Consider the following 3,806-nt stretch of genomic DNA (forward strand, 5'->3'; position numbering starts at 1 on the left):
AGGCATCAACCTGATACCTCGCATGCGCAATATCAAGAACCTTGTGCTGTACAAGGCGGACCGACGACGCCGATACGACCATATCGAGCGCCTGTGCCGCCGGTCCATCGACTGGGACCTGATCCAACGACACTACCCCGACATGATGCGGGTTGCCGTCTCGATCAAGGCCGGCAAGATGCCGCCGTCGACCATCCTGCGCCGGCTGGGTTCGGAGAGTACGAAGAATAAGCTATACTTTGCGTTCCGGGAGCTGGGCCGCGTCATCCGCACGGTGTTCTTGCTGAAGTACCTGGACGACCCGGAACTCCGTCGCACCATTCATGCCGCAACGAACAAGAGCGAATAGTTCAATGGATTTGCGCAGTGGTTGATGGAGACCGCGCCAAAACGGGGGCAGACGACCGGACCCCGGACCGCTGCCGAGCAACTTTGCTCGCTGGCCGCATAATCCTAGCACCCCCGCGACTCCCGGCTGGCACTACCTCCTTATCGCGACAACCTTCTCCCCTCGGTGTGTTAGCTCAGTCCTCAGCCGAGAGGATCGTCCCAGTTCTAGGGTTGTTGTCAAGCCGCGCCCAGCCAGGACAGCTCTGTCCGTTGCATGGCTTGCCATCGCTGCGCCAGATGGCTCCATCGTCATGCAACTGGTACAGCACACCAGCTGCACCTGCAATCGTTTGCGCGTGTCCATTATTGTCCATCAGCCGCCATCCAGGACACGATTGAACTGCGCATTTCTGGCCGGTGGACTCTCAGATTCGCCCATCGTCGTGACGCTGATACAACTCGCGCCCCCCTGCAATGATGTCGACCGTGCGCGGGTCATTGTCCATCATTTGCCATCCTGGGCACGACGGCCCGGAACACCGTACGCCGGTGTGCGTCCAGATCCGACCATTGTCGTGCAGCTGATGCAGCAGTCCGCCAGCCGCGACGAGCTTTCTGGTTTGCGGGTTGTTGTCGAGCATGATCCAACCGGGACAAGACTCGCCCGTGCAGTTGACGCCGGTCCAACGCCAAATCCGACCGTTGTCGTGCAGTTGGTACAGCTGCCCACCACCCGCCACAATGTCGCGCGTAGCCGAATTCTGATCGAGACGCACCCAGCCGGGACAGCTCTCGCCGCTGCAGGCCTGGCCAGTGAAGCGCCACACCTGTCCGTTGCTGTGCAACTGGAAGAGCTGGCCCGCAGACGAGACGATCTTGGTCGTGCTCGGGTTGTTGTCGAGCAACTCCCAGCCAAGACAAATGTCATCAGTGCAGGGTCGGCCGATCGATCGCCAGATGCGGTCGTCGCGGTGCAGCTGATACAACCTGCCACCGCTCGCGGCAAGTGCCTTCGTGTTCGGATTGTTGTCAAGCCGTTGCCATGACGGACAAGACTCACCGGTGCAAGCCCCGCCGATTGACTGCCATATCGCGCCGTCGTTATGCAGTTGGAACAGTTTGGGCGCATGGAGTTGATACAGCAGGGCGTTCTCGCCATCTGCTGCCGCCACCAGCTTTGTACGCGGGTTGTTGTCCAGCATGTCCCAGCCTCGACAAGCTTCGCCGGCGCAAGGCGAGCCGGTGAACCTCCAGACGCGTCCGTCATGGTGCATCTGGTAGACACCGCCTGCAATAGCGGTGGAATGGAGGTTGTTGTCCATCCTCACCCAGCCCGGGCAATTTTGACCGGAGCATGCGGCGCCGTTCGAGCGCCAGATCCATCCGTTGCGGTGCCGCTGGAACAGGCCACCTGCGTTGGCACTGAAGTCGACCGTGGCGGGGTTGTTGTCAAGCTGCACCCAGCCCGGACAACTCTGGCCAGCACAGGCTTGGCCCGTCGAACGCCAGATCCGGCCGTTGAAATGCATCTGATACAGCATACCGTCCGCGGTCCGGATGGCCACGGTGGCCGGGTTGTTGTCGAGCATGCGCCAGTGCGGGCAACTGTCACCTCTGCACGGACTGCCGGTCCATTCCCAGATGCGGCCGTCCCGGTGGAGCTGGTAGAGCTTGTTGCCGTTGGCGGCGATGGCTACAGTGGCCGGGTTGTTGTCCAGCCGCTGCCAGCCCGGACAGTTTTCTCCCGAGCACGCGACGCCAGTAGATCGCCAGATCCGGCCATCGTTGTGCAGTTGATAGAGATCCGCGCCACCGGCCGCGATCGCCACCGTCTTCGGGTTATTATCGAACATCTGCCAGCCGGGGCAGCTGTCGACGTTGCAAGGTGTTCCGTTCGAGCGCCAGATGCGGCCATCGAGGTGCAACTGGTAGAGACGCTCGCCGCCAGCGGCGATCTGCACGGTGCGGATGTTGTTATCCAGCATCTGCCATCCGGGGCAGCTGTCGCCGACGCAGGGGGCTCCGGTCGAGCGCCAGATTGCGCCCGCCCAACGGCTCTCGATGTCCACGCCCACCCGCCAGACGCCGCGGCCGCGCGCGCCGACATAGACATTCATCCGTTCATTACCTAGCGATTCAAAGTGCGCAAACAGCGGCCGGGAAATGTGTGGGCGCAGCGTCGAGTTGCTGACTGGATCGGTAAGTGGCGTCCAACTCGTTCCCCCATTTGCGCTCAGGTACAGGCCCGAGTCTTGCCCACCAATGAGGATCACGCTGCGGTTGCGCGGGTTGATCGCAACCAGCGAGGCCTGCGGATAGCCATTACCGGTACCGAACGCACCAAACCCCTGCTGGACGCGGGCCAGGAATGCGCCGTTGCCCGTCAGCAGTGTGTCGATGCCGGGAACGACTGCCCAATTGGCGCCACCGTCGATCGTGCGCACCATCGAGGGTGAGGCCCCCGAAAGGTCGTTGGCGATGATGTGGTTGAAGTCGGAACGGTCGACCCCGAACGCACCGAACTGACTATTGCCATTGCGGGCCACCTGCACCCAGGCGCCGATCGAAGTCGCACCTTCGTGTCGCCAGAGCGACCCCGTGCCGCCCAGGTTGCACGCTCCGATGCCCGCGCGCAGGTAGAACACCGAGGTGCCATCGTTGCGCCTGGACACGTTGATGCCGCAGGCGTTGGCTGGCGCGCCCGTGCCCAGCGTGCGCCAGGTCACCGTATTGCTCGAGATGTTGGAGGTGAAAAAAACACCGCTGCTGGTGACCACCGCATAGCTGTTGCTGGCGTAGTTCACCAGGGATCGGTTGTCCTTGAATCCTGTGAGGCTGCCGGCCGGATAGGTTTGGATTTCAGTGCCGCTGCTCATCGCGTCGCCGTCGAGGAACATGCGCGTGGCGGGCGCCACGTTGAAGCGACAGACGGTGTAGACCACCCGACCGGCTTCGGCTTCTACATCAAAGACATCGCAACATGTCGGGCTGTTCCAGTCCCGCGTCGCTTTTCCGCCGTCGCGCGTGCCAAAGCCACCAGAGTCCTGCTGGCCGATGTAGACGCCTTTCTCGCCCTGCGCTGCGCGTTCATTGCCGGCCATCGACCAGAGCCATAGCGCGGTGACGGTCGTCGTTTGCTGCTGCCAGCGCGGGTCGTGGCAGTCTGCCCCCGTGCGCTGGTTGAAGTAGATGCCGCCGTCGTTGGAGAACAGGGCGGGGCACGCGTTGAGGCCGCTGGCCGTATTGAAGGCAATGTCACCAACGTCCCAGTGCGCCCCGGTCTGCGCGGCTGCCCACGCCGAACTGGCGGGACAACGAGCCGCCGTCGACGCTGTGTTCGTTGGCGTCGCGCAGGCCGCTCGATAGAGTTGAGTGTCTCCGAACCACAGATCGAAAGCGCGCCCGTCGCGATCGTTCACCTTCACGAACGGGATGCGCCCCTGGGGGCCGGGGTTGGAGAATTGTGTGGGCCAGGT

The 3,806-nt window shown here is 62.7% G+C and carries 1 protein-coding gene and 1 pseudogene; one reads left to right on the forward strand and one right to left on the reverse strand.

The window, feature by feature from the left end; genetic code table 11:
• Nucleotides 1-346, forward strand: a pseudogene (locus tag MKD38_RS30255) (Tn3 family transposase); the annotation flags it as partial.
• Nucleotides 347-755: 409 nt separating this feature from the next.
• Here MKD38_RS30255 and MKD38_RS30260 read toward each other — a convergent pair.
• Nucleotides 756-3,755, reverse strand: a complete 3,000-nt coding sequence (locus MKD38_RS30260; RefSeq protein WP_012354652.1) for a beta propeller repeat protein — start codon at nucleotides 3,753-3,755, stop codon at nucleotides 756-758.
• Nucleotides 3,756-3,806: the final 51 nt, after the last annotated feature.

This window comes from Cupriavidus sp. WGlv3, assembly GCF_023952475.1.
In the GTDB taxonomy this organism is placed as follows: Bacteria; Pseudomonadota; Gammaproteobacteria; order Burkholderiales; family Burkholderiaceae; genus Cupriavidus; species Cupriavidus phytorum.